The sequence below is a fragment of the Mycobacterium sp. genome (genome assembly GCF_032159765.1).
Taxonomy (GTDB): Bacteria; Actinomycetota; Actinomycetes; order Mycobacteriales; family Mycobacteriaceae; genus Mycobacterium.
In genome coordinates, this window is record NZ_JAVHWM010000007.1 from 1 (window position 1) to 23,382 (window position 23,382).

23 protein-coding genes are annotated in these 23,382 nt (G+C 65.2%); 10 read left to right on the forward strand and 13 right to left on the reverse strand.

Going from position 1 to position 23,382, the window contains the following annotated elements:
• From QOH60_RS00920 to QOH60_RS00940, 5 genes are all read right to left on the reverse strand, one after another.
• Window positions 1–691, reverse strand: a 691-nt coding sequence (locus tag QOH60_RS00920) for an MCE family protein (RefSeq protein WP_526416186.1), incomplete at its 3' end; no start/stop codon positions are given.
• Between the two features lie 161 nt (window positions 692–852).
• Window positions 853–1,623: a LamB/YcsF family protein gene (locus QOH60_RS00925; RefSeq protein ID WP_526416129.1), complete on the reverse strand. Its 771-nt coding sequence runs from the start codon at window positions 1,621–1,623 to the stop codon at window positions 853–855.
• A 10-nt stretch (window positions 1,624–1,633) separates the two neighbouring features.
• A complete protein-coding gene (locus QOH60_RS00930) occupies window positions 1,634–2,488 on the reverse strand; it encodes a metal ABC transporter permease (protein WP_526416131.1) in 855 nt (284 codons plus the stop codon).
• A complete protein-coding gene (locus QOH60_RS00935; protein WP_526416188.1) occupies window positions 2,481–3,212 on the reverse strand; it encodes a metal ABC transporter ATP-binding protein in 732 nt (243 codons plus the stop codon). The genes QOH60_RS00930 and QOH60_RS00935 overlap by 8 nt, the downstream gene beginning before the upstream one ends.
• A 50-nt stretch (window positions 3,213–3,262) precedes the next feature.
• The gene (locus QOH60_RS00940) at window positions 3,263–4,150 is read right to left on the reverse strand and encodes a metal ABC transporter solute-binding protein, Zn/Mn family (protein ID WP_526416133.1); all 888 of its coding nucleotides are present in this window, start codon (window positions 4,148–4,150) and stop codon (window positions 3,263–3,265) included.
• A 90-nt stretch (window positions 4,151–4,240) separates the two neighbouring features.
• Here QOH60_RS00940 and QOH60_RS00945 point away from each other — a divergent pair, with 90 nt between their 5' ends.
• The gene (locus QOH60_RS00945; protein ID WP_526416135.1) at window positions 4,241–5,365 is read left to right on the forward strand and encodes an Rv3575c family transcriptional regulator; all 1,125 of its coding nucleotides are present in this window, start codon (window positions 4,241–4,243) and stop codon (window positions 5,363–5,365) included.
• 6 nt (window positions 5,366–5,371) lie between these two features.
• On the opposite strand, the gene kstR is transcribed toward QOH60_RS00945, so the two are convergent.
• Window positions 5,372–5,977, reverse strand: coding sequence for a cholesterol catabolism transcriptional regulator KstR (gene kstR, locus QOH60_RS00950; protein ID WP_526416137.1), 606 nt, complete (start codon window positions 5,975–5,977; stop codon window positions 5,372–5,374).
• 274 nt (window positions 5,978–6,251) lie between these two features.
• Between kstR and QOH60_RS00955 the strand changes: the two genes are divergently transcribed.
• Window positions 6,252–8,390 carry an acyl-CoA dehydrogenase family protein gene (locus tag QOH60_RS00955; RefSeq protein WP_526416139.1) on the forward strand — a complete coding sequence of 713 codons (2,139 nt, stop codon included), beginning with the start codon at window positions 6,252–6,254 and terminating at the stop codon, window positions 8,388–8,390.
• Between the two features lie 68 nt (window positions 8,391–8,458).
• Here the strand turns inward: QOH60_RS00955 and QOH60_RS00960 are convergent, their stop codons facing one another.
• Window positions 8,459–8,992 carry a hypothetical protein gene (locus QOH60_RS00960; RefSeq protein ID WP_526416141.1) on the reverse strand — a complete coding sequence of 178 codons (534 nt, stop codon included), beginning with the start codon at window positions 8,990–8,992 and terminating at the stop codon, window positions 8,459–8,461.
• A 120-nt stretch (window positions 8,993–9,112) separates the two neighbouring features.
• Complete coding sequence (locus QOH60_RS00965) at window positions 9,113–10,165, reverse strand: 2Fe-2S iron-sulfur cluster-binding protein (RefSeq protein WP_526416143.1); 1,053 nt, start codon at window positions 10,163–10,165, stop codon at window positions 9,113–9,115.
• A gap of 141 nt (window positions 10,166–10,306) precedes the next feature.
• Between QOH60_RS00965 and hsaA the strand changes: the two genes are divergently transcribed.
• The 5 genes from hsaA to QOH60_RS00990 all read left to right on the forward strand — a co-directional run bounded on the left by hsaA (window position 10,307) and on the right by QOH60_RS00990 (window position 14,852).
• Entirely contained in the window at window positions 10,307–11,491 is a 1,185-nt protein-coding gene (hsaA, locus tag QOH60_RS00970; protein ID WP_526416145.1) for a 3-hydroxy-9,10-secoandrosta-1,3,5(10)-triene-9,17-dione monooxygenase oxygenase subunit, read from the forward strand.
• Window positions 11,491–12,381 carry a 4,5:9,10-diseco-3-hydroxy-5,9,17-trioxoandrosta-1(10),2-diene-4-oate hydrolase gene (gene hsaD, locus QOH60_RS00975; protein WP_526416147.1) on the forward strand — a complete coding sequence of 297 codons (891 nt, stop codon included), beginning with the start codon at window positions 11,491–11,493 and terminating at the stop codon, window positions 12,379–12,381. Before hsaA ends, hsaD begins: the two co-directional genes overlap by 1 nt.
• The gene (gene hsaC, locus QOH60_RS00980; RefSeq protein WP_526416149.1) at window positions 12,378–13,283 is read left to right on the forward strand and encodes an iron-dependent extradiol dioxygenase HsaC; all 906 of its coding nucleotides are present in this window, start codon (window positions 12,378–12,380) and stop codon (window positions 13,281–13,283) included. The genes hsaD and hsaC overlap by 4 nt, the downstream gene beginning before the upstream one ends.
• Before the next feature lie 57 nt (window positions 13,284–13,340).
• Entirely contained in the window at window positions 13,341–13,910 is a 570-nt protein-coding gene (gene hsaB / locus QOH60_RS00985; RefSeq protein WP_526416151.1) for a 3-hydroxy-9,10-secoandrosta-1,3,5(10)-triene-9,17-dione monooxygenase reductase subunit, read from the forward strand.
• A gap of 87 nt (window positions 13,911–13,997) precedes the next feature.
• A complete protein-coding gene (locus QOH60_RS00990) occupies window positions 13,998–14,852 on the forward strand; it encodes a PPOX class F420-dependent oxidoreductase (protein WP_526416153.1) in 855 nt (284 codons plus the stop codon).
• Here the strand turns inward: QOH60_RS00990 and QOH60_RS00995 are convergent, their stop codons facing one another.
• From QOH60_RS00995 to fadD3, 5 genes are read right to left on the reverse strand one after another with little or no spacing between them, the layout of a single operon-like run.
• Window positions 14,853–16,016: a pyridoxal phosphate-dependent aminotransferase gene (locus QOH60_RS00995; RefSeq protein ID WP_526416155.1), complete on the reverse strand. Its 1,164-nt coding sequence runs from the start codon at window positions 16,014–16,016 to the stop codon at window positions 14,853–14,855.
• Window positions 16,017–16,020: 4 nt separating this feature from the next.
• Window positions 16,021–16,995, reverse strand: a complete 975-nt coding sequence (ipdE2, locus tag QOH60_RS01000; protein ID WP_526416157.1) for an acyl-CoA dehydrogenase IpdE2 — start codon at window positions 16,993–16,995, stop codon at window positions 16,021–16,023.
• A complete protein-coding gene (locus QOH60_RS01005) occupies window positions 16,992–17,945 on the reverse strand; it encodes an acyl-CoA dehydrogenase family protein (RefSeq protein WP_526416159.1) in 954 nt (317 codons plus the stop codon). The genes ipdE2 and QOH60_RS01005 overlap by 4 nt, the downstream gene beginning before the upstream one ends.
• Window positions 17,942–19,102 (reverse strand): acyl-CoA dehydrogenase family protein, encoded by a 1,161-nt coding sequence (locus tag QOH60_RS01010; protein WP_526416161.1) that lies wholly within the window; start codon window positions 19,100–19,102, stop codon window positions 17,942–17,944. Before QOH60_RS01010 ends, QOH60_RS01005 begins: the two co-directional genes overlap by 4 nt.
• Entirely contained in the window at window positions 19,102–20,670 is a 1,569-nt protein-coding gene (gene fadD3, locus QOH60_RS01015) for a 3-((3aS,4S,7aS)-7a-methyl-1,5-dioxo-octahydro-1H-inden-4-yl)propanoate--CoA ligase FadD3 (protein WP_526416163.1), read from the reverse strand. Before fadD3 ends, QOH60_RS01010 begins: the two co-directional genes overlap by 1 nt.
• 147 nt (window positions 20,671–20,817) lie before the next feature.
• Here fadD3 and ipdE1 point away from each other — a divergent pair, with 147 nt between their 5' ends.
• Genes ipdE1 through kstR2 form a run of 3 tightly spaced genes read left to right on the forward strand, consistent with a single transcriptional unit; the run spans window position 20,818 to window position 23,382 of the window.
• Window positions 20,818–21,966, forward strand: coding sequence for an acyl-CoA dehydrogenase IpdE1 (gene ipdE1, locus QOH60_RS01020; RefSeq protein ID WP_526416165.1), 1,149 nt, complete (start codon window positions 20,818–20,820; stop codon window positions 21,964–21,966).
• A 31-nt stretch (window positions 21,967–21,997) separates the two neighbouring features.
• A complete protein-coding gene (gene ipdF / locus QOH60_RS01025) occupies window positions 21,998–22,786 on the forward strand; it encodes a (5R,7aS)-5-hydroxy-7a-methyl-1-oxo-2,3,5,6,7,7a-hexahydro-1H-indene-carboxyl-CoA reductase (RefSeq protein WP_526416167.1) in 789 nt (262 codons plus the stop codon).
• The gene (gene kstR2 / locus QOH60_RS01030; protein WP_526416169.1) at window positions 22,783–23,382 is read left to right on the forward strand and encodes a TetR family transcriptional regulator KstR2; all 600 of its coding nucleotides are present in this window, start codon (window positions 22,783–22,785) and stop codon (window positions 23,380–23,382) included. The genes ipdF and kstR2 overlap by 4 nt, the downstream gene beginning before the upstream one ends.

Here is a 23,382-nt window from a genome sequence, read left to right on the forward strand (position 1 = left end):
CGGCGGCCTGGGTGCCGATCGAATTCAGGTTCGCCGACCACTGTTCGATGGCGCTGCGGGAGTTGGCCTGGGAATCCAGGATCGGCGTCGAGTTTGCGATGATGTCGTTGATCTGCGGCAGGTTGTCGCGAAAGTCGCTGGCGATGGCGGTGGTGGAGTCCACGAGCCGCTGCAGAGCCGGACCGAGTCCGCCCACCGCCTTCGACGCCTCGGTCAACAACGAGTCAATCTTCTCCTTGGGCAACACGTCTAGCCCCCGCTGGGCGGCATCCAGTGCCGGGCCGATCTCGTCGGGCACCGTCCCCTTGCGGACCAGCCCTCCGTCGCCCAGATACTGCTTGTCGTCGCCGGTGGCGACCAGATCGACGTACTGCTCGCCGATGGCGCTCACCGAATGCACGTTGGCCACCGCGTTCGCGGGAATGTGGTACTTGTCGCTGATGCTCATGGTCGCTTTGGCACCGTTGGGGGTCGGTTCGACCTTGGTCACCCGCCCGATCGTGTCGCCGCGGTAGGTCACGTTTGCCGTGTCGTAGAGACCCCCCGACGACGGGAAATTGGCGTACAGCGTGTACTGGCCGATTCCGGCTCGCGAGGGCAGCCGCAGGTAGTACCACCCCAAAATCAATGACGCAGCCACCGTGAGCGCCAGGAAGATGGCCAGTTGGATGCGGACCACCTTGGTGATCACTGCATCCTCGCGGAACAACGCCACCGACTCCTCCTTGCCCACCTGAACGGGACAGCGGCAGTCTCCCATAGGCGATGAGACACGGAACGTTACCGGATTACCGACCTGGCGCGCCCTGCTACGCGCAAATCGGACACGGCGCGACTGAAATTCCTACTGGACTACGCGAAGGCCTTGAGTTGAATTCCGTCGGCGAGCAAACGTTGCCGTACCGCAGTGGCAATCTCCACCGCGCCGGGTGAATCGCCATGCACGCATACCGATTCCACCTCGACGGCAATCACCGACCCGTCGGCGGCGGTCGTTTCTCCGCGAGACACCATGCGCGCCACCCGGTCTGCAACCGTCCCGGGATCGGTGATCACCGCTCCAGGCTCACGCCGCGAGACGAGCTGTCCGTCGGGACGGTACGCTCTGTCGGCGAATGCCTCTGCAACGCAACGCAACCCCAGCGCCTGCGCTGCATCGAACAACGCCGACCCCTGCAGTCCCAGCACAGGCAGCTCTGGGCTGACAGCACGCACCCCTTCGGCAACGGCACGTGCCTGCGAGTGGTCGGTGACAACCGTGTTGTACAGCGCGCCATGCGGTTTCACGTAACAGACGTCCGCCCCAGCCGCGGTTGCCAGACCCTGCAACGCACCGATCTGATAGATCACGTCGGCGCGCAGATCCTCGGGAGTGACGTCGATGTAGCGACGCCCGAAACCGGCGAGGTCGCGGTAGCTCACCTGTGCTCCGATTCGCACGTCGTTCTCCGAAGCGGCGCGGCACGTGCGCGCGAGTGTGGCCGGATCACCGGCATGGAAGCCGCAGGCGATGTTTGCGCTGGTGATCAGTCGCAGCATGCCATCGTCATCGCCGAGACGCCACACCCCGAAGCTTTCGCCGAGGTCCGCGTTGAGGTCGATGAACCGATTGTCCGCTGACACGAAACGCAGCCTAGGCCTGCGCCACCGGGTGGCGTCGACGTTCCAGCAGCCAGCACACCACGAATATTGCGAACGAGATCGCCGTGACGAAAACCGAAATCGGGATGCCGGGCGCCAGCGACAGGACGATGCCGCCAACGGCGGCGATTTCGGCGAAGATCACCGACGCCGCGACGTTCGCAGACGGCGATGAGAACACCCGGGCGGCTGCCGCGGCGGGCGTGATGAGCAGCGACATCACCAGCAAGGCACCCACGATCTGTACACCTTGCGAGGCGACGAGACCAACGAGCGCTGCGAAGACGATGCCGAGCATGCGCACTGGAACACCTCGTGCCGACGCGACTTCTGGGTCCACCGTGGCAAAGAGCAGAGGCCGGTATACGACTGTGAGCACGACTGCGACGACCACCGACACCGCGACGAGCTGGGCCAACCCGGTGTAGCCCACTCCGACGATCTGACCGGTCAGCAACGCGAAACTCGTTCCTGCCCGGCCTGGATACAAGTAGATGAACAACACCGCGAGCCCCAGGCCGAAGGCCATGATCACCCCGATTGCGGAATCCCGTTCTCGCACACGCTGTCCCACGATGCCGAAGAGCACGGCGGCGAACAGGCTTCCCACCAGTGCCCCTACTCCGACGTTCAACCCCGTAAGCAGAGCGAAAGCTGCGCCGGTCAGGGACAATTCACTCGAGCCGTGCACCGCGAAGGACATCTGCCGCATCACGATGAACGGGCCGATAAGCCCGGCGATCAGTGCGAGCAGTGCGGCCGCGAGCAGCGCCTGCTGGACAAACCCCCTGCGCAACAGATCAGCGGTGACGTCGAACGCAAACATGTTGTGCAGGAGGTTATTCATGGCAGAAGCCGCGATTTCCCACCACCACGTACTGGCCCCGCACGCACACCACGTCGACCTCGGTCCGGTAGAGCTGCGACAGGTTTTCCGAAGTCATCACCTCCTCGACGGTGCCAACCCGGAAACGGCCGTCCACCAGATACAGCACTCGGTCAACGAACGGCAGCACCGGGTTGATCTCGTGCGTGACGAACAGCACCGCGGTCGATGCATCGCGTCTGCGCTTGTCGATGAGCTCTGAGACCTGTTGTGCACTCGCCGGATCCAGATTCAGCAGCGGCTCGTCGCACAGCAGCAGGATGGGATCCCCGGCCAGCGCCTGAGCGATCCGCAGCCGCTGCCGCTCGCCGCCGGACAGTACCGTCAGTGGGGCCCGCGCGTAATGGGCCGCACCCACTTCCTCGATGGCGCGACCGACGGCAACGTCGCGCTCGTGTCGAACCCGCGGGCGTGCCGCCAGCCCCCATCGGTGGCCGTCGACACCCAGGGCCACCAGATCTCGGCCGCGCATCGTCGGAACGAGTGTCGCGCTGTGCTGCGGGATGTAGCCGACTCGGTCGTTCCCCGACGAAACTGCCTGTCCGGCAATGTCAGCCGAACCAGATGTGAGTGCCAGCTGGCCGGTGAGTACCTTGAGCAGTGAAGTCTTACCCGAACCGTTGGGCCCCAGGATCGCGATGAATTCGCCGGCGTCCACGGTCAGATCGAGCGTGTCCCAAAGCATCCGCTTGCCGAATGCCAGACTCGCGTCACTGAGCCGGACAACGGGCGCATTCACGGGGACGGCTTGCCTGCCTCTTGCAGCGCTGCGTTCAAGCGGTCGACCGTCTGGCGTTGCCAGCTGAGAAAATCCATTCCCGCGGGCAGAGTTTCGCGGACCTCCACTATCGGCACCCCCGCACCGCGGGCGGCGTCGACGATCCGGTGCACCACGGGGGTGTCTGTCTGCGGGTTATAGAACAGCACCTGCACGGCGTGCGAATTCACCAGATCCAGCACGGCCGCCAAGTCGGCAGGCGCGGGATCCGCGTCGGCGTCCACCGCCTTGGAATACCCCTCGGGAGTTTTGTTTGTCAATCCGGTTGCCGTCATGAGGTATTGCGCGACATCCTCGGTGGCGATCGCGGACGCGCCGGGGTGCGCTTCGGCGATCTTGTGCTCGGCATCCGCGATCGCCTGCACTTGTGCGTTGAACTTCTGGGCATTGTCTCGGTAGTCCGCGGCGTGCGCCGAGTCGATCGCGCCGAGTTGGTCGGCGACCGCGTTGGCGACCGCCGTTACCGTGGCCAGGTCGAAGAACACGTGGGGGTTGGTTCCCGCTGCGTGGCCACCGACTGTGAATGCGTCGACCCGCTTGACTGCATCGTGCTGTGCGAGCACCGCATCGATGAAGTGGTCGTATTCGCCGCCGTTGTAGACCACCAGCGCGGCATCGGAGATTGCAGCGGCATCGGCAGGGCTGGCGTCGTAGGAGTGCGGATCTTCGGCCGGGTTGTTGATGATCGGACGCACCTGCGCGTGATCGCCTCCCACTGCGGTGGCCACCGATCCCCACACGTCTGTCGACGTTACGACGGTGATCTTGTCGCTGTGGGCGCCCGGTGCTCCGCATGCGGCCAAAGTCAGAACCGCCGCCACCAGCCATGACGAAACCCGACGCATACGCCCACCTTAACACAAATGAAAATCGTTTCCATTAATGTAGCGCATCGGCACCGGTTTGTCGCAGGCGATGGACTAACGTCGAACGACATGTCGCCGGAGGCGCGTGGCGCCGACATCAGGGGGAGGAGTCCCGCGCATCGGCGCCGGGCGACCTTGGCCTCACTGGCGGCCGAACTCAACGTGTCCCGCACGACGATCTCCAATGCGTACAACCGGCCCGACCAGTTGTCCGCCGACCTGCGAGAGCGGGTGCTGCAGACGGCGAAGCGGATGGGTTACCCGGGGCCGGATCCCGTGGCCCGCTCGTTGCGCACGCGCAAGGCAGGGGCGGTGGGCCTCGTCCTAACAGAGCCGCTGAACTACGCCTTCAGTGATCCCGCTGCGGTGAGTTTCGTTGCGGGGCTTGCGGAATCCTGTGAAGCGGTGGGGCAGGGCCTATTGCTTGTCGCGGTCGGTCCAGGCCGCAGCGTCGCCGAGGGTTCGCACTCGGTACTGAACGCCGGCGTCGACGGGTTCGTCGTCTACTCGGTCGCCGACGATGACCCGTGTCTGCAGGTGGCTCTCGAACGCCATCTGCCGGTGGTCGTCGTTGATCAACCCAAGGACGTACCAGGGGCGTCGCGGGTGTGTATAGACGATCGAGCGGCGATGCGCGAACTCGCCGATTATGTTGTGGGGCTTGGCCATATCAAGATTGGTTTGCTCACCATGCGCCTGGGCCGGGAACGCACGTCCGGCGCCGCCGCCGTCGCGAGCCGGGAACGGTTGCGCTCACCGCACTTTCATGTTCAACGCGAACGCGTGAAGGGCGTCCGCGACGCGCTGGCGGCGGCGGGACTCGATCCCGACTCGCTCACCGTGGTGGAAAGCTACGAGCACCTGCCGACCTCAGGCGGCGCGGCCGCCGAGGTTGCCCTCGAGGCCAATCCGCGGATCACGGCGCTGATGTGCACCGCCGACGTACTGGCGCTCTCAGCGATGGACTACCTACGGGCCCGGGGCATCTACGTCCCGGGTCAGATGACGGTCACGGGGTTCGACGGCGTGCCCGATGCACTGGACCGAGGGCTGTCGACCGTCGCGCAGCCGAGTCTCGAGAAGGGCCGTCTCGCAGGAAAATTGCTGCACACCCCGCCGCGCTCCGGCCTTCCCGTCGACGAGGTGCTGCCGACGGAGCTGATCCGAGGTCGAACCTCCGGGCCACCGAGCTGACGCCGGTCAGATCTTGGGATGCTCCTCGTCGCCGATCAGCAGCCGCACCGCCAGGTCGAGGCGCTTGCTGACGTCGGTGGCTGACGCGCGCCGGGTGAGCCACGCCAGCAGGTTGGACAGCCAGACGTCGGAGATGACGCGTGCGATGTGGTACTGATCCTCGGTGGGCTCGCCGTCGCTCATCGCCCGAGCGAACATGCTGTCCATCAGTTTTCCGACGTGATCGACCTCTCCGGCGGCTGATGCGTCAGCGAACACGAATGCCCGGGTCATCGCCTCGGTGAGCAACGGATTGCGTTGCATCGCCCGATTGAGCCGCCCGATCATCTGGTGCAGCCGCTGATACGGGCTGCCGGCGCCGATCGCGTTGCGGTCGTTCTTGGCGTCGATGCGTTCGAACTCTCGCCCGAGCGCAGACACCAGCAGATGAACCTTCGACGGGAAGTACCGGTACAACGTGCCGACGGCGACGTCCGCGCGCTCGGCGACCGCCCGCATCTGAACTGCCTCGTATCCGCCCTTAGAGGCGATAGCCAAGGTGGCGTCGAGGATCCGCTTGCGCCGCTCCCGTTGGGCCTCCGAGCCAAGTTCTGACTCGGCCAATGCAGCCACGGCCAGCACCTGAGGCTGACGTGGCTCGCTCGGCGATGCAGAACTGGTCTGCGCTGGCGTCGACATGCGGTGAGCCGCCCCTTCTCTTCGTCCCCGTCTCGCGTCGTCGTGCCCAAAACGATACGCAGGCGGGCCGGAAATATCTCTCCTCCCCGGCGCCCCGCAGCAGTCATGTCCTGCTGTGATGCGTACCGGTTTGACCACCGGCGCTCATACTATTAGAACACGTTCTAGTAGGCTTCACCTGTCTTTCCCACTGCTTAGGAGGCTGATCGTGTCAGTGACCACGGCAGGCCAAGAGGCCGCCGCCAGAGAACTGGTGCGGTCGTGGGCACCGGGATCGGGTGCGGTCGGCGCAGCGCGGGCCGTCGAGCAAGGCGACGCAGACGCGTGGCAGAAGCCGTTCAGCGGCCTGGCGGAACTGGGATTCTTCGGTGCGGCGGTGCCCGAATCCCTGTCCGGCGCCGGCGCGAGCGTCGCCGACCTCTGCGCGATGCTCGACGAAGCCGCCTATGCCCTGATCCCCGGTCCCGTTGCGACGACGGCGTTGGCCACGCTCGTCCTTGACGACCGCCACGAAAGGCAGCTGGGCGAACTCATGTCGGGCCAGCGCACCGCCGGCGTGGCGGTCGACGGCGACCTGAGCTTCGAATCGGGACGCGTGAGCGGGACCCTGCCTCTGGTACTGGGTGGCAAACCCGGCGAGTACGTGATCGCGCATGCCGACGGTCAGTGCCTGCTGATCGACACGGCTGGCGAGGGCGCGGCCGTCGAGGCACTGACGCCTACCGATTTCTCCCGCCCGCTGGCAAAGGTGGTGTTGGATTCGGCTCCGGCCGAGGTGTTGCAGGTTTCATCAGAGCGTGCCGAAAATCTCACTGCCACAGTGCTTGCCGCGGAAGCCGCGGGATTGGCCCGGTGGATGCTCCAGACGGCCACGGAGTACGCGAAGGTGCGCGAGCAGTTCGGCAAGCCGATCGGCAGCTTCCAGGCCATCAAGCACATGTGCGCGGAGATGCTGTTGCGCTGCGAGCAGGCCTCGGTCGCGGCGGCCGACGCGGCGCTTGCGGCCGCCGACGGCACCGACGACCGTCAGCTCTCGATCGCCGCTGCCGTGGCCGCTGCGGCGGGCATCGGCGCGGCAATCGCCAACGCGAAGGACTGCATTCAGGTACTCGGCGGCATCGGCATCACGTGGGAACACGACGCACATCTGTATTTGCGTCGCGCATATGGCATTTCGCAGTCTCTCGGCGGGAGATCCCGTTGGTTGAGGCGCGTCGCCGCGCTCACTCGTGATGGTGTGCGGCGTCAGCTGGACATCGATCTGGCGTCGGTCGAGCACCTGCGGCCCGAGATCTCGAAGGCTGTTGCCGCCGTTGCCGCGCAGCCTGCTGAACAGCGTCAGGTCGCACTCGCCGAGGCTGGCTTGCTGGCGCCCCACTGGCCGAAACCCTATGGGCGCGAAGCCTCCCCGGCCGAGCAGCTTCTCATCGACCGGGAGATGGCGGCGGCTGGCGTCGAACGGCCGGACCTCGTCATCGGCTGGTGGGCGGCGCCCACGATTCTCGAGCACGGCAGCCAAGCTCAGATCGAGCAGTTCGTGCCTGGCACACTTCGCGGCGACTTCATCTGGTGCCAGCTGTTCAGCGAGCCGGGAGCGGGCTCCGACCTCGCGTCATTGAGGACGAAAGCTGTGCGGGGGGAGGGTGCGGACGCGAGGAGCAATAAGACGGGTTGGCGGCTTACCGGGCAGAAGGTGTGGACGTCGGCTGCGCACAAGGCCAAGTGGGGCGTCTGCCTCGCGCGCACCGATGCCGACGCACCCAAGCACAAAGGCATCACCTATTTCCTCGTCGACATGAAGTCGCCGGGCATAACTATCCGGCCGTTGCGCGAGATCACTGGCGACAACCTTTTCAACGAGGTGTTCTTCGACGACGTGTTCGTGCCCGACGAGATGGTCGTCGGCCAGGTCAACGACGGCTGGCGGCTGGCCCGCACCACGCTGGCCAACGAACGCGTCGCGATGGCACACGGCACGGCGCTGGGCAATCCGATGGAGGAGATGCTCACCGCGGTGGCCAAGGGCAACCTCGACGCGGCCGATCAGGACCGGCTCGGTGAGCTGATCGTGACCGCCCAGGTGGGTTCACTTCTGGATCAACGCATCGCGCAGCTGGCTGTCGGCGGCGCTGACCCCGGGCCGCAGGCAAGCGCCCGCAAGCTGATCGGGGTGCGCTACCGGCAGAACCTGTCCGAATTCAGAATGGACGTCTCCGAGGGCGCGGGAATGGTCGTCAACAAGATGGTCTTCGACTTCATGAACACGCGCTGCCTGACGATCGCCGGCGGTACCGAGCAGATTCTGCTCACGATGGCCGGCGAACGGCTGCTGGGCCTACCGCGCTAACGCCGAGACTGCTGGGAGATCGCAAATTCACGCGGAATCGCGATCTCCCAGCAGTCTCGGGGAGGGGGTCAGCTGAACTTCGTCTGGGCGCAGGTGCTCGGCGAGGTGATATTGACCCCGGAGTACACCACCTGGATCTCGGCACACACGATGTAGTCAGCGGTGAGCTGCGGCTGGCCGGTTCCCCAGTCGGTGGGTTGGGTCTGGCCGTGGATCTCGTAGCGCTCAGGTCCTCCGCCGCCGAAGTAGATCGTGGTGATCTCGCGCCTGCCCAATTCCTTGTACTGGCGGGTGTTGTTGGCAACCACCTGCGTCTCGAGGTTGTTGCTCCGGTTCGACGAGCGAAGCGTCGTGGTTTGACGCGCCCACAGGTCACCGGGGAAGCCGACGACGTCGGCGCCGTCGCGCCGGTTGGCGGCGACCGTGAAGTAGCACTGCTTGTCAGCCAACGGACAATTGGCGGTGACGTGCACTTCCAGATTCGTGCCGTCGGGCAGCGGGAACGACGTGTCGCGATTGTCGGACGCAGCCGACGCGCTCGCAGGTATGCATAGCCCGGCAACGCTCAGCCCAGACGCCAGAACCATCGCCAACCGCTTCATGCAGCCCTCCCTCGCACCCGCTGACGAATGTTGCTCCTCGCGTCCGCTGAAGAACGTTTGCTCCTCGCGTCCGCAGAAGAATGTTTGCTCCTCGCGTCCGCAGAAAATGCTATCCGCGCGCTACTCGTCGTAAGTGACTTCCACCGAATCCGACAGCGGCCGGGCCTGGCAGCCCAGAATCAGGCCCTCGTCGAGATCGGACTGCTCGAGCACGTCGTTGACTTCCATCGTGACGTCACCGCTGCGCTTCATCACCGCGCACGCTCCGCAGTGTCCTTCGCGGCAGGAGAACGGCGCGTCCAGGCCCTTCTCCAGCAACACGTCGAGCAGCTTGGCGTTGCGAGGCCACGTGACCTCGCGAGTGTCGCCGTCGAGCGTGACGATCGCCGTCGCCGGCGGTTCGTCGTCCTCTTCGATGACGACCGCGGCGAACGGATCGGAGTCCAGCGACCGGAACACCTCGATGTGCAGGCGTTCCCTCGGCACGCCGATCGAGCCGAGTGCGGTCTCGGCGGCATCCATGAACGGCCCTGGCCCGCAAACATAGGCATCGTGCGACGAATACGGCGCCATCAGGGCGGCCAGGCCGGCATCGGCGGGCAGACCCTGGACAGACTCAAGCCAGTGCACGATCGTCAGCCTGTCCGGGTATTTCTCCGCCAGTTCTCGCAGGGTGCCACCGAAGATCACGGACTTCTCGTCGCGGTTGGCGTAGACCATGACGATCCTGCCGCCGCCCTCGGTGAGGGCCGACTTGCAAATCGCCATTATCGGAGTGATGCCGCTGCCCGCGGCCACCAGAAGGAAGTCGGCGTCCAGATTCTTGGGGACGAACGTGCCCGACGGCGCGAGCACGTGCAGCTTCATGCCAGGATGTGCGTGATCGCAGAGCCAGTTGGACGCGTAGCCGCCATCGGTGCGTTTGACGGTGACGGCCATCGCGTCATCGGTGAACGGCGAGGTGCACAGCGAGTAGCAGCGCGCCACGGAACCGGTCCGGTCGCTGGGGACGCGCAACGTCAGGAATTGGCCCGGCGCGTACTTCAACCGCTGCGGCGGGATACTGGCGCCGTCGGGAACCTTGAACACAAGCGAGCGCGCGTCGTCGGTCTCGGCGACGACGTCGGCCACCTGAAGCTCCAGCACATGGCTGCCCAGCGGCTCGTCGGTCACGATCCCCCTTCCTACCAGAACTAGAACATGTTACAGAAAAGTGCTTGCGCAGGTCTAGAGGCTGCAGGACCACGGTGCTCGACTAAAATCGTAACGTGTTCTAATCTTGCGTCTAAGCCCGCATCTTCTGGAGGAATACCAGTGACGTCCATTCAACAACGTGACGCCCAGTCGGTCCTAACGGCCGTCGATGAACTGCTACCGAAGCTGCGCCAGCGCGCCCAGGAGACCGAGGACCTGCGCCGGTTGCCCGACGCGACGGTCAGCGAGCTTCAGGAGATCGGCTTCTTCCGGTTGCTGCAGCCCGAGCAGTGGGGCGGCATGCAGTGCGACCCGGCGCTGTTCTACGAGGCCACTCGGCGTCTCGCGAGCGCGTGCGGATCCACCGGCTGGGTCAGCTCGATCGTCGGCGTGCACAACTGGCACCTCGCACTGTTCGATCAGCAGGCTCAGGAGGAGGTGTGGGGCGATGACAGCAATGTCCGAATCTCGTCGTCCTACGCGCCGATGGGCGCGGGAACGGTGGTCGACAGCGGCTACATCGTCAATGGGTCGTGGAATTGGTCGTCGGGGTGCGATCACGCGACGTGGACGTTTGTCGGCGGCCCAGTGATCAAAGACGGCAAGCCGGTGGACTTCGGCAGCTTCTTGATTCCGCGGACCGAATACAACATCGACGACGTATGGCATGTGGTCGGCCTGAAGGGCACCGGGTCCAACACGCTCGTCGTGAAGGACGTCTTCGTGCCGCGGCACCGCTTCCTGTCCTACAAGTCGATGAACGACCGCACCGCGGGCGGACTGCAGACCAACACCGCGCCGGTGTACAAAATGCCTTGGGGCACGGTTCATCCCACGACGATCTCGGCACCCATCGTTGGAATGGCTTATGGCGCTTACGAATCGCACGTCGAGCATCAGGGCCAGCGCGTCCGCGCCGCGTTCGCCGGCGAGAAGGCCAAGGATGACCCGTTCGCGAAGGTGCGCATCGCCGAGGCGGCTAGTGACATCGACGCGGCGTGGCGCCAGTTGATCGGCAACGTCAGCGACGAGTACGCGTTGCTGTCCAACGACCAGGAGATACCATTCGACCTGCGCGCCCGCGCCCGCCGCGACCAGGTGCGCGCCACCGGACGAGCGATTGCCTCGATCGACCGGCTCTTCGAGGCCTCCGGCGCGACTGCGCTGGCGAATAGTGCTCCGATTCAGCGGTTCTGGCGAGACGCGCATGCCGGACGCGTGCATGCCGCCAACGATCCCGAACGTGCTTACTTGATCTTCGGGAACCACGAGTTCGGACTGCCACCCCAGGACACGATGGTCTGATGACCTCCTTCGCTGCCGAGGCTGCACAGCAGCAAGAGATCACGTTCGAATCCACCTCGCGGTATGCACAGGTGCGCGACGACATGCGCCTGCACTACCACGAGGGAGGCGTGGGCAATGACCAGACGATCGTGCTGCTGCACGGTGGCGGACCCGGCGCGTCGAGTTGGTCGAACTTCGGCCGAAACATCGGAGTGCTCGCCCAGCACTTCCATGTGCTCGCCGTCGACCAGCCTGGCTACGGCCACTCCGACAAGCACACCGAGCACGAGCAGTACAACCGTTACAGTGCAACGGCTTTGCTCAACCTGTTCGACCACCTCGGGATCGAGCGTGCGCCGCTGATCGGCAACTCGCTCGGCGGCGGCACCGCCGTGCGGTTCGCGCTGGACAATCCCAAGCGTGCGGGCCGGCTCGTGCTGATGGGCCCCGGCGGGCTGAGTGTGAACCTGTTCGCTCCCGACCCCACCGAGGGTGTCAAGCTGCTCAGCAAGTTCACCATCGAACCCACGCGCGAGAACATGGAGAAGTTCCTGCGCATCATGGTCTACGACCAGAAGCTCGTCACCGACGGGCTGATCGACGAGCGGTTCGCGATCGCCAGCCAGCCGGAGTCTCTTGCCGCGGCCAAGGCGATGGGAAAGTCGTTCGCCGGTGCGGATTTCGAGCTCGGCATGATGTGGCGTGAGGCGTACAAGCTGCGGCAGCCGGTGCTGTTGATCTGGGGCCGCGAAGACAGGGTCAACCCGCTCGACGGGGCGCTGGTGGCGCTCAAGCAGATTCAGCGGGTGCAGCTGCACGTGTTCGGGCAGTGCGGCCACTGGGCGCAGCTGGAGAAATTCGACGAATTCAACAAGCTGACCATCGATTTTCTAGGGGGTGCATCGTGAGCATTCGTTCGCTGGGGTACCTGCGCATCGAGGCGACTGAAATGGCCGCCTGGCGTGAATACGGCTTGAAGGTGCTGGGCATGGTCGAGGGGAGTGGCCTGACTGAAGGCGCCCTTTACCTGCGGATGGACGATTTCCCTGCGCGGCTGGTGATTGTGCCGGGCAGTTCTGACCGACTCCTGGAATCCGGCTGGGAGACCGCGAACGCTGAAGGGCTGCAGGACATCCGGAACCGGCTCGACGTCGAGGGCACGCCGTACAAAGAGGCCACGGCCGCCGAACTCGCGGACCGCCGGGTCGACGAGATGATCCGCTTTCAGGATCCGTCGGGCAACTGCCTCGAGGTGTTTCATGGTGCGGCACTTGAACACCGTCGCGTGGTCAGCCCGTACGGGCACAGATTCGTCACCGAAGAGCAGGGTCTCGGCCACGTGGTGCTGACCACCCGTGACGACGTGGAATCGCTTCATTTCTACCGGGATGTGCTGGGATTTGCGCTCCGCGATTCGATGCGGCTGCCCCCGCAGCTGGTCGGCAGGCCCGCCGACGGCTCACCGGCGTGGCTGCGTTTCTTCGGCGTCAACCCCCGTCATCACAGCCTCGCCTTCATGCCGGGCGAAACCCCCAGCGGCATCGTGCATCTGATGGTCGAGGTGGAGAGCAGCGATGACGTCGGACTGTGTCTGGATCGCGCACTGCGCCGCAAGGTACCGATGTCGGCGACCCTCGGCCGCCATGTCAACGACCTGATGCTGTCGTTCTACATGAAGACGCCCGGCGGATTCGACATCGAGTTCGGTTGCGAGGGACGCAAAGTCGCTGACGACGACTGGATCGCCAGGGAGAGCACGGCCGTCAGCCTGTGGGGCCACGACTTCAGCATCGGCTTCCAGAAGTCGTGACGCCGATGAGCGCTCGCGCGAAGAGAAAAGACCGATGAGCGCTCGGGCGAAGAGAATATGACCACCGGCCAGCCTCTCGACCCGCGCACGTTCCGCCATGTGCTTGGCCAGTTCTGCACGGGCATCACGATCATCACAACGGTGCACCACGACGTCCCGATCGGGTTCGCGTGCCAGTCGTTCGCCGCACTGTCTCTCGAACCGCCCCTGGTGTTGTTCTGTCCCACGAAGGCGTCGCGATCGTGGAAGGCAATCGAGGCGTCGGGTCGGTTCTGCGTCAACGTCCTGCACGAGAAGCAGAAGGACGTCTGCGCGCGTTTCGGTTCCAAAGAGCCGGACAAGTTCGCGGGAATCGATTGGAATCCCTCACCGCTGGGCTCTCCGATCATCGATAGGTCGCTTGCACACATCGACTGCACGGTCGCGTCGGTACACGATGGCGGCGACCACCTCGTGGTGTTCGGCGCCGTCGCCTCGCTGTCAGAGGTGCCGAAACGCAAGCCAAGGCCATTGCTGTTCTACCGCGGCGAGTACACAGGCATCGAGCCGGACAAGAACACCCCGGCGCAATGGCGCGACGACCTCGAGGCGTTCCTCACCGCCACCACCCGGGACACCTGGCTCTAGCCCCGTCGGGAGCGAGCGTCCGTCACACATCGGCACGGAATCTCGTCTACCAATCGACGACACAGTGACGATTCTGAGGACGGCGTAATGAACCGCTTACATACACCGGCACGGATATACCTGGTCATGGTGACGCTCCTGATAGGGGCGATCACGTGCGCGATAGGGATGTGGTGTCTGATCGCCCCTGGCTCCTTTGCCGATTTCGTCGGGTTTCCCAGGCACGAGCATTTTCTGCATGACGCCGGCGCGTTCCAGCTGGGTCTGGGTGTCACCTTGCTACTCGCGCTGATCTGGTCGGATGCATTGGCGACGGCGCTCGCGGGATTCATCGTGGCGAACACCGTGCACACGGTGAACCACGTCATGGACCTCGATCTCGGCGGATCGGCCGCGCAAGCCTGGTTACTCGGCGCGATGTCGGTGGCCTTGATCGCGGCGTTCGTGCTGCGGTTGCAGCAACTCGATTACGTCCTGGGCGCCGTCACTGTAGCGACCGACCCGATCCTGGCCGCATACGTCCGGCAGAAGACGATCAACCTCACCACGTTCCGGAAGGACGGAACTGCGGGTAGCAGTCCGGTCAGCATTGTCGTCGACGGCGATCGCGCCTACTTTCGAAGCTTCGAGCGGGCAATCAAAGTGCTTCGGCTGCAACGGAATCCGAATGTCGAGTTCGGGCCATCAACCACGTCAGGCAAACCGACCGGTGCGGAGCAAGCGGGCCGTGTGCGCTTGTTGGGCGAAGACGAATCTCGCGCGGCCGCGCGATTGCTCCGACGCAAGTACCCGCTCCTGCACGGAGTATTGGTGCCGTTGGCACACCGCGTCTTCCGGTCAAAGTTCGGACGTACGGTGCATGCCGAGCTGACACCGATAGCGTCGTTGACGTCGGACACCGGCGCAGAGTCGGCGCAGCGCACGGTCAGTCCCGAGCGGTAGCTAGCCGCGCAGCCAAGAGCCCATCCGGCGCAGCGCTTCTTCGATGTCCTCGGTGGGGCCCGCGAACGACAAGCGGACGAACGATCCGCCGCGCGCAGTGTCGAAGTCGATCCCGGGCGCAATCGCCACACCAGTGTCCGCCAGCAACTTAGAGCAGAACGCGAGCGAGTCTGTGGTGAACTCGGACACGTCGGTATAGGCGTAGAACGCACCATCGGTGGGCGCGATCCGGTCAAGGCCGATCGCGCGTAGCCCGTTGAGCAGAAGCTCTCGGTTGGCCGCATAGTGTTGCAGATGACCGTCGGCCTCGGCGACGGAGACTTGTGTAAATGCCTGCACCGCAGCGTATTGCGCCAGAGCCGGAGGACAGATCGTGAAGTTGCCGGTCAAACGGTCGACTGCGCGGCGTAACCCCGGCGGTACCAGCAGCCAGCCGAGCCGCCACCCCGTCATCGCGTAGTACTTTGAAAAGCTGTTGACCACCAAGGCATCTCGTGAGGTCTCCCACGCGCAGCTGGTGGGGGGCGCCCCCGCATAGACGAGCCCGTGGTACACCTCGTCGCTGACCAGTTGGACATCGGAGTCGGCACACCACGTCGCGATCGCCGCGAGTTCCTCGGGAGGGATCACCGTTCCGGTGGGGTTGGCGGGGCTGGCGACGACGACACCGCGTACCGGCGGATCGACTGCGGCAAGCATTTCCGCAGTGGGCTGAAACCGGGTCTCCGGTCCGCATTCCAGGTCGACGACCTCACATCCCAAGGCCGACAGAATGTTTCGATAACACGGATATCCCGGGCTGGTCACCACCACCCGGTCTCCGACGTCGAAGCAAGCAAGGAACGCAAGCAGGAAGCCCCCCGACGAGCCGGTCGTCGCCACTACATCATCTGCGTCGACTGCAATGCCGTAACGGTTCATGTAGTCGCGTGCAATCGCCTCGCGGAGCTCTGGGATGCCGAGCGCGACTGTGTAACCCAGCGTGGCGTTGTCCAGAGCCGCCTTCGCGGCGGCTCGCACAGGGCCAGGGGCTCCGACACTCGGCTGGCCCGCGGACAGATTGACGAGGTCACCGTGTGTGCGTTGGCGTTCGGCGGCGGCCAGCCACACGTCCATCACATAAAACGGCGGCACCCCCGCACGCAGAGCCACCCGATTGGTCACGCCTCTAGTTCAGCACTTCGCTCTCGAGCCGCGCGAGGTAGTCCCTGGCCGGGCCGAGTAGTTGGGCGCTGCCGTGCGCGCGCTTGAAGTACAGCTGGATGTCGTGTTCCCAGGTGATGGCGATTCCGCCGTGCATCTGGATGGCTTCGGAAGCCACCGCGACGAACGCTTCGGTGGCCGCCACCCTGGCCAGAGCGGAGGAGGTCGGTCCCGGATCGGCGACTGCGTCGTCGACCAGAGCCCTCGCCGCGGAGACCTTCACGTAGAGGTCCGCCATCCGGTGTTTGAGGGCCTGGAAACTGCCGATCGGTCGGCCGAACTGGACCCGCTGCTTGGTGTAGTCCACCGTCAGCTCCAGGCAACGCTCAGCAGCGCCGATCTGCTCTGCGGCCAACAGGACCGCCGCGAGGTCAGCGATGCCGGGATCCGCGCCCAGCGGCGTGGCCGCCTCGGCCGTCAGCCTCGCCAGCCGCCTCGTCGTGTCCATCGTGTCGACGCGTTCCGCCGTGACCGACGTCCACCGCGTGAGTTGACCGTCGCGCGTCTGATGCTCTTCGCGCGAGCGCTCATCGACGGCCACGATGACGTCGGCGATGTCCCCGTTGACGACGTAGTGGGGATCCAGCACGACCGCGCCGATCGCGGTGCCTTCGGCCAACCCTGCGATGGTGTCGGCGTCGACGTCGTCAGCCGCCAGCAGGGCGAGCTCGGCGAGGATGGTGCCGAGCAGCGGAGTGGGAACCAGCGCACGGCCAAGCTCCTGCAAAACCGTTGCAGCATCGGCGAGTTCACCGCCAGCTCCGCCTAGATCCTCGGGCACCACCAGCGCGGCGGCGCCAACCTGTTCGCACAGCAGTTTCCACAGCGACTCGTCATAGCCGTGCTCAGACTCGATTGCGCGACGCACAGCTTCTGGCGTGGCGTGTTTGGTGACGAGGTCACGTACCGTCGCGCGCAGTAGATCCCGTTCTTCGGTCACAATGCCTCCAGGACTCGCCGGCGATGCGTGGCCGGATCCCCCCACGCCGAACGCAACGCCTGAACGCGAAGCAGCCACAGGGAGAGGTCGTGTTCGGAAGTGAACCCGATCGCGCCGTGGGTCTGCAACGAGTTGCGTGCGGACAGCGTCGCCGCCTCGGCCGCGGCCACCTTGGCCGCACTGGTGTCGCGCGCGGACTCCGGCGAACCCGCGGCGAGCGACAACGCAGCGCCGTAAACGAGTGGCCGGGCCAGCTCGAGGGCGATGTGCACATCAGCCAGCTTGTGTTTGATCGCTTGATAGGAGCCGATCGCCCTGCCGAATTGCGTCCGCTGTTTGGCGTACTCGACGGAGGACTCCAGCATGGCCCGGCCCGCACCGAGCAACTGTGCCGCGGTGGCGAGCACACCGAACTCGTAGGCCCGCTCGACATCTGCCGCCTGCGGGTCGCCGGATGCGGTGACGTCGAACAGCTTTCGGCTCGGGTCGACCGACTCGTGCGCGGTGCCGGCCTCGGCGTTGCGGACTTGTCCGTCGACGGCAACGAGGACGAGCCCCGCCGAGTGGGCGTCGACGGCACGCGGCACCTGCGGCGGCATGGCGACTGTGGCGATCAGCTCGCCGGATGCCAACGCGGCCGCGCGATCGTCGTCGGCAAGCAGAACGGGTGCGACGGCGATGGATTCGGCGACCGGTCCCGGCACACACCACCGGCCGAGTTGCTCAACGGCGACGACCAGGTCGACAGGGTGCGCGCCGATCCCGTCGAACTTCTCGGGCACCGCCAGCGCTGTGACCCCGAGGTCTGCAAGCTGCGCCCACACTTTGCGACCGGGCGCGGTGTCGCCGGCAGCCCACGCTCGCACAGCACCCGGCAGATCGGCGGAGGCCAGTGCCGCGTCGATGCTGGCCGCGAAATCGTTTTGCTGCTCGTCTAACTCGAAGTTCATTTCGCCTTCTCCCGCGGCAGGCCCAGCAGCCGTTCGGCGATGATATTGCGCTGAATCTCGTTGGTGCCCGCATAAATCGGCCCACCAAGCGCAAACAGCAGACCGTCATTCCAGTTGTAGTTCTCCTCCTCGCGTCCGGAGTCGTCGACCAGTTCGCCGTCAGCGCCGCGCATGTCGAGTGCGGTCTGGTGGATGGCGACGTCGAGGTCGGACCAGAAGACCTTGGTCACTGACGATTCGGCCCCCAGCTCACCGCCGTTCGCCAGACGGGTCACGGTCCCGAACGTGTGCAACCGGTAGGCCTGCGCCTTGATCCACGCATCGGCGACCCGATCGGTGAACACCTGATCGGGATTGTGCTTCCACTGCGCCACAAGACGTTCGGCGGGTGCGAGAAAGCGAGCCGGGCTGCGCAGCGACATTCCGCGCTCGTTGCTCGACGTGCTCATCGCGGCGCGCCACCCTTGGTGGGGCCGCCCGATCACGTCGTCATCGGCAACGAACACGTCGTCGAGGAAGATCTCGCCGAAACCCGTATCACCGCCGAGCTGCGCGATGGGCCGGACTGTGACCCCGTCGGCATGCAACGAGAACATGAAGTACGTCAGGCCCCGATGGCGTTCGGCGCCCGGATCGGAACGAAACAACCCAAAGGCCTTGTCGCCGAATACCGCCCGCGAGCTCCATATCTTCTGGCCGTTCAGCAGCCAGCCGCCGTCGGTCTTCGTCGCCGTCGATCGCAGCGAGGCGAGATCGCTGCCGGATTCGGGCTCCGACCACGCCTGCGCCCAGATCTCCTCGCCGCTGGCCATTTTCGGCAACACTCGATCACGCTGCTCTTCGGTGCCGTGGGCGAACAACGTCGGCGCCAGCATCGAGGTCCCGTTGGCGCTGGCCCGTCCCGGCGCGCCGGCGCGGAAATACTCCTCCTCGAACACCACCCACTGCAGCAGCGTGGCGTCGCGGCCGCCGTAGCGCTCCGGCCAGGTGATCACCGACAGACCGGCATCGAACAGCACTTTGTCCCAGACCCGGTGTTGCTCGAAACCCTCGGCGCAGTCGTACGATTTTGTGGGGAACGATGCTTTGTTCGCCGCGAGGAAATCGTGGACCTCCGCCCGGAACTCTTCAGTCGCTTCGTCGATATCCAGATCCATTACGCCATCTCTCGGAGTTGGGGCTTGGCCACCTTGCCCGCCAGGTTGCGCGGCAGCGATTCGCAGAACACCACCGATCTCGGCACTTTAAAGTTCGCGAGATGCTCACGGCTGTAGGCGATCACGGCGTCGTCGTCGATGGCCGAGCCGACCCGCCGCACGACGAAAGCCTTGCCGACCTCGCCGAGCCGGTCATCCGGGACGCCGATCACCGCGGCGTCGGCCACACCGTCAAGGCGCATCAGCACCTGCTCGACCTCAGCGGGATAGACGTTGAACCCGCCGCAGATATACATGTCCTTCAGCCGGTCGGTGATCGTCAGATTGCCTGCGTCGTCCACTTTGCCGATGTCGCCGGTGTGCAGCCATCCGTCGGGATCGATTGCGGCCGAGGTGGCTTCGGGGTTGTCGAGGTAGCCCAGCATCACGTTGGGCCCGCGCAGCAGCACCTCGCCCGCGCCGGTGTCGTCTGGAGAGTCGATGCGAAGTTCGAAGTCCGCGATCGGGCGACCGCATGTGGTCGCGACGGTGACGGCGTCGTCGTCGGGGCGGCACATCGTGCCGAAGCCGGTGGCCTCCGTCAAACCGTAGGCGGTGAGCACGATGTCGAAGTCGAGTTCGGACTGCATCCTCTCGATCAGCACGACGGGGACGACGGCCGCGCCCGTCACCGCGAAGCGCAGCGATGACAGGTCGTAGTCAGCGCGCTTGGGGTGGTCTAACAGCGTCTGGTAGATGGTCGGTGGACCGGGCAGCACGGTGATGCGCTGCTCCTGCACCGTCTGCATGGCCCGTTCGGGATCGAACGTGAGAAGCGGAATCAGAGTGGCGCCCATCTGCAGGCAGGCGAGGATGCCGGCCTTGTAACCGAAGTTGTGGAAGAACGGGTTGATGCACAGGTAGCGGTCCGCACTGGTGAGTTGGCCGCACGCCGCCCACGCTGCGGGCGCCGAAATCGATTGGCGGTGAGCGCTGAGCACTCCCTTGCTGCGACCGGTCGTGCCCGAGGTGAAAAGGATGTCGCTAACGTCGTCGCCGCGGACGGCGGCAGCACTCGCGTCGACAGCGTCCAGGCCGATCGCTCGGCCGCCGTCGATGAAATCCGACCAACTGAGCACCTCGATGTGCCTGACGTCAATGAACTTCTCGTCGTCGGCTTCGACGGGCACTCGCACGATGTGCCGCAGGTCGGGCAGCGCATCAGCGGGCAACTCGGGGATTCGGTCGTTGCCCAGGAATCGGCCCATGGCGATCAACAGCGGTGCACCCGTCCGGCTCAAGATGTCGGTGGCCTCATCGGCGGTGTAGCGGGTGTTCAGCGGAACGAGGACGGCGCCGGCGTGATGCACGGCAAGGCAAGCGACCACCCAGTGCCAGGTGTTCGGCGACCAAACCGCAACGCGGTCGCCGGGGTCAACTCCCAACGCAATCATCGCGGCGGCAGCGCGGCGCACCTCGTCGCGCAGCTGTGAGAACGTGAACCGGCGATCAGGGGAGATCAGCGCGTCGTGGTCGGGGAGTTGCCGCGCCGTCCGCTCCAGCACCGCGGGCACGGTGTCGGTCGTCATCGGCTCCCCTCTCCCTCGATGGCCCGGCTCCGCTTGCGCTTCGCGGGCGGGCGTTATTGCCGGGCTCCTCGCGCCGCTTCGCGAGCCTCCACAGCGACTTCGTCGCCCGAGCAACAAAGCAAGTGCTTGGTAGGTTAGCCTACAAGAATGGAAGAGGTCCAGGAGTTCCGGGCCGAGGTACGGTCCTGGCTTGCCGACAACCTGGTCGGCGAATTCGCCGAGCTCACGGGGCTGGGCGGGCCTGGTCGCGAGAACGAGGCCTTTAAAGAGCGGCTCGCGTGGAACCAGCATCTGGCCGCCGCCGGACTGACCTGTCTGGGCTGGCCGACCGAACATGGCGGGCGCGGGCTGACAATCGCCCACCGGGTCGCGTTCTACGAGGAGTATGCGTTGGCCGGCGCTCCGGCGAAGGTCAACCACTTCGGCGAGGAGCTGCTGGGCCCGACGCTGATCGCCTTCGGGACGCCCGAGCAGCAGCAGCGGTTTCTGCCGCGGATCGTCGATGTCACTGAACTCTGGTGCCAGGGGTATTCCGAGCCGGGCGCGGGAAGCGACCTCGCCAACGTGTCGACGGCAGCCGTCCTCGACGGGGATCAATGGGTGATCAACGGCCAGAAGATCTGGACGTCGCTTGCGCAGTGGGCCCAGTGGTGCTTCGTGGTGGCGCGCACCGAAAAGGGCTCCAAGCGTCATGCCGGGCTGTCGTATCTGTTGGTCCCGCTGGATCAACCCGGCGTGGACGTCCGGCCGATCAACCAGCTGACGGGTGACTCGGAGTTCAACGAAGTGTTCTTCGACGACGCGCGCACCGACGCCGACCTGGTGGTCGGCGAGCCGGGCGACGGGTGGCGGATCGCGATGGGAACGCTGACGTTCGAGCGTGGTGTGTCCACGCTCGGCCAGCAAATCATCTATGCCCGTGAGCTTTCCGGGATCGCCGAGCTCGCTCAGCGTAATGGCGCCGCCGAGGATCCGTTGATTCGTGAGCGGCTGGCACGCGCGTGGGTGGGACTGCGGGCGATGAGGTCGTACGCGCTGGCGACGATGGACGTAGAGAAGCCGGGACAAGACAACGTGTCGAAGTTGTTGTGGGCCAACTGGCATCGTGACCTCGGCGAGCTGGCAATGGACGTCGCGGGCAAGGACGGCCTGGTCCTGAAGGACGGGGACTTCGACGAGTGGCAGCGGCTGTTCCTGTTCTCCCGCGCGGACACCATCTACGGCGGCTCGAACGAGATCCAGCGGAACATCATCGCCGAGCGGGTGCTCGGCTTGCCCCGGGAGGTGCGCGGATGAGCGCTCGCGCGAAGACCATCGGGAGGGCGGCATGACGCTCTCTGTCGCACCGAAAGAGGTTGACGGACACGGACTCTTGACCGGGAAGGTGGTAGTGGTTACCGCTGCCGCCGGGACTGGCATCGGTGCTGCGGTCGCGCGCCGCGCACTGGCAGAGGGCGCCGACGTCGTCGTCTCCGACCACCACGAACGCCGGCTCGGAGAGACACGTAACCAGCTGAGCGAACTCGGCCTGGGTCGGGTGGAAAGCGTGGTGTGCGACGTGACGTCCAGCGCCCAGGTCGACGCGCTGATCGCGTCGACCACCGCACGGATGGGGCGCCTCGACGTTCTGGTCAACAACGCCGGCCTCGGGGGCCAGACGCCTGTCGTCGACATGACCGACGAGGAGTGGGACCGCGTGTTGAACGTGACGCTGACGTCGGTGATGCGCGCGACCCGTGCAGCGTTGCGGTACTTCCGCGATGCCGATCACGGCGGGGCGATCGTGAACAACGCCAGCGTGCTTGGCTGGCGGGCACAGCATTCGCAGTCGCATTATGCCGCCGCCAAGGCTGGTGTGATGGCGCTGACACGTTGCAGCGCAATCGAAGCCGTCGATTACGGGGTTCGTATCAATGCGGTGTCACCCAGCATCGCGCGGCACAAGTTCCTCGAGAAGACCAGCTCCTCCGAACTGCTCGACCGGCTGTCGGAGGGTGAGGCGTTCGGTCGTGCGGCCGAGCCGTGGGAGGTTGCCTCCACTATCGCGTTCTTGGCCAGCGACTACTCGAGTTACCTTACTGGCGAAGTGATTTCGGTGTCGAGCCAGCATCCATGACCAGCGAATCCATCAGCCGGCGCGACGAGTTGTTAGGACTCGCCGCGACAATGTTCGCCCAGCGGGGCCTGCGCGCGACGACGGTGCGCGACATCGCCGACGCCGCAGGCATCCTGTCGGGCAGCCTGTATCACCACTTCGCGTCCAAAGAGGAGATGGTCGACGAGGTGTTGCGCGACTTTCTGGACTGGCTCTTCGCCCGATACCAGGACATCATCGACACACGGCCAAATCCCTTGGAGCGCTTCAAAGGTTTGTTCATGGCATCGTTCGACGCCATCGAGGACCGGCACGCGCAGGTGGTCATCTATCAGGACGAGGCGAAGCGACTGTTGTCTCAACCCCGGTTCTCCTACCTGGAAGAACTGAACCGCAAGCAACGCCAGATCTGGGTCGACGTGCTTCGGCAGGGAATCAAGGAGGGCTACTTCCGGTCGGATCTCAATGTCGACTTGGTGTACCGGTTCATCCGGGACACCACGTGGGTTTCGGTGCGTTGGTATCAACCCGGCGGCCCTCTGACGGCTGAACAGGTTGGCCGCCAGTATCTTTCGATCGTCCTCGGCGGGATCAACGCCGAACAACTAGTAATTTGA